Annotated in this window: 3 protein-coding genes; 1 reads left to right on the top strand and 2 read right to left on the bottom strand. The window is 43.8% G+C overall.

Going from position 1 to position 2,554, the window contains the following annotated elements; genetic code table 11:
- Positions 1-431: hypothetical protein (locus GX117_09180; GenBank protein ID NLO33513.1), on the bottom strand; the 431-nt coding region annotated here is incomplete at its 3' end.
- A 66-nt stretch (positions 432-497) separates the two neighbouring features.
- Positions 498-1,319, bottom strand: coding sequence for a lincosamide nucleotidyltransferase Lnu(F) (gene lnu(F) / locus GX117_09175; GenBank protein ID NLO33512.1), 822 nt, complete (start codon positions 1,317-1,319; stop codon positions 498-500).
- A 762-nt stretch (positions 1,320-2,081) separates the two neighbouring features.
- On the opposite strand from lnu(F), the gene GX117_09170 reads away from it, so the two are divergent.
- A partial coding sequence (locus GX117_09170; GenBank protein ID NLO33511.1) for a patatin-like phospholipase family protein occupies positions 2,082-2,554 on the top strand: 473 nt, incomplete at its 3' end.

Here is a 2,554-nt window from a genome sequence, read left to right as displayed (position 1 = left end):
TTCTCCTTATGGATTTTATAAGCTGAAGCGAGTGCGTCTTCCGGAATAATTACTTCCTCATTATCATCAGAATCAAATTTATCTGACTTTTGCCCTCTGTTTTTTATTCTGTTTTTTATATAGTCATCATACTCTTCAAATTGTCTTAAATCTTGAACACTAATGCGTTCTGGCTTTTTCTCAAGCAATGCCAAACCACGAGGTGTTATTTTAAACTTTTGCTGTCCTGTTTTTTCAAGAATGAGAGCTTTCACAAATTGACCTATTGAATTATTAATCATTATTCTGGCCCTGTTTGGTCGATCGGCCTCCAACAAAGAATATCCATTTTCGAGATATGCAGGTATCTCCTTGTATAGGTGTTCCTCGCTATCAGCGAAGAGCTTCAACACAGGCAGCATATAGTCATGTAATTTTGGGGCTTCAGCCATAGTTTTTATCTCCATTCTTAAAGCACAACGCAAAAATCAGCGGTGCGTTTTATGCGTCCGCTGATTTTACTTGTTGTGCGGTGTTGCAGACTCATTGAGCAACCTTTGTACCTGCGCAATTACAGTTCTCGGAAGATCTATATTCAAAGGTTCAACAACACTCTTGAATAATTCTAGACTCCACTTCCACGTTTCATGATAGGCTATACATAGTGCTCTAGGTTCTGCGCTGGCTGTACATGCCAGATAGCGATTATACGAGTCCTCCGAGACATCCTTTTCCAACGCACGTGAAGGTGTTGGCCAGTGTTCCGTTGCCCCTTCATTTAAACGAACCAGCTTCAAAAGATTCTCATGAGCCTTGCTCAGCAATGCCCATGCGCGAGCATGTTCGCCGCGATTCAGAAGATTGGCGCCAAAGAGCATTTGACTGATGAGGTTTAAGGCGAGTCCTTCTACCAAGGGCACACCTTCACGTGAGGGAGGCCCACCCACCAGAGCACTCGCATACTGAGACAGCTCACCTGATCGATCCAGCAAAACGGCTGCATCTAGCGAGGGAAACCACCCGTAGCCTTGCCAAGTGGAAATAATTGGTATGTCAGATTTGCGCATGAAGTGGAATTCACCGCGAATACCGTTTTCAAAAAGTGCTGTGTGATGGCCGAAATCGTCCAGAAAGTAAGCAGCAACCGGGCTGACTGCATTAAGCCACGAGCGCTGCTCGAAACTCTCGAATGAATCATCCTGGATGAATACCGCGAACTCGATGTCAGAGAACGCGTCTCCCTCTCCGGTCGCAAATGAGCCAAACATCAAAGCTGCGATCACCCATGCATCATTATGACAAGCCTCTCGGAAGCGTTCGATCATTCTTTGCTGAAGCATTCAATCTCTCTTTTCTGTTGAAAATCCCAGATCATACTGGGGATGTGCTGCATCTCTTTATTCATACGCACAACATAGATTATAAAGACTATTTTCAATAAATATTACGGAAGATGAAGTTGCTTTATTTAAAAATATCATGAATTACAGTATAAAATAAAATACGGAAATAAGGTTTATGAAACTACTCGATCAAGTTTGCGACGCCATCCGTACCGAGGAAGCCTATATCCACTGGACCAAGCAGTACATCTTCTATCACGATAAACGCTATCGTGTATCTGTATAAGCAGGTTCTGCACAAAGAAATCGGTGAACCAGGCCAAATGAAACGGGCCGAAAACCGGAGAAACCTCCGGTAGTCATGTCAAAAGAAGAGATTAAAAGAATTGTTACCAGCCATGAGCGACTCGACGCAGCCTAAGGCAAAGTTGCTTTACGGTTGCGGCTTTTTTTTGATAGAGTGTGCGCGGCTACGTGTGAAAGACAATAATTTTGACTGAAACAAGATTATGATTCGTAAACGGCAAGGGCCTGAGAAACCGCATTGTCATTTTGCTTGAGCAATTAAAACCTTTTTAGGTAACCGGCCTGAAAAAGTCAAGATTCTTGAGAAGGGCAATTTGAATGAAAGGCTTGGGGAAAGGTATCTGCCAGAAGCAGGTACGGTATCCGTATCGTGCAGGATGCGGATGAAGAACCCACTTGCAACAATAGATTCAGCATAGGTGTGCCGCTGACTTTTAATTATGGAGGTAAGGCATGGAAAAACAGTTTAGAAATTTAGTTTTTGAAGGGGGCGGGGTTAAAGGCATTGCGTATGTCGGGGCGATGCAGATTCTGGAGCAACGGGGGCACCTGGCCGGAATCAAAAGAGTTGGCGGAACAAGTGCCGGAGCGATCAACGCGCTTTTGTTTGCCCTGGGATATTCCATTCCGGAACAGCGCGACATTCTTGACTCGACCGATTTTAAGAAATTCATGGACAATTCGTTCGGCATTATAAGAGACGTCAATCGGCTCATCAAAAAATTCGGATGGAATAAAGGCGATTACTTTTTGGGCTGGATAGAAGAATTAATACAAAAAAAGATGGGTAAAAAGAAAACGACCTTTAAGGATTTAAACGATTCCGGAAAGCCGGATTTATACGTTACAGGGACAAATCTTTCGACAGGGTATTCCGAGGTTTTCTCAGCCGAGCGCCATCAAAACATGACCTTAGCCGACGCCGT

The organism is Candidatus Hydrogenedentota bacterium (assembly GCA_012523015.1).
Lineage (GTDB): Bacteria > Hydrogenedentota > Hydrogenedentia > Hydrogenedentales > CAITNO01 > JAAYBJ01.
This window is presented reverse-complemented; position numbering and strand designations above follow the sequence as displayed.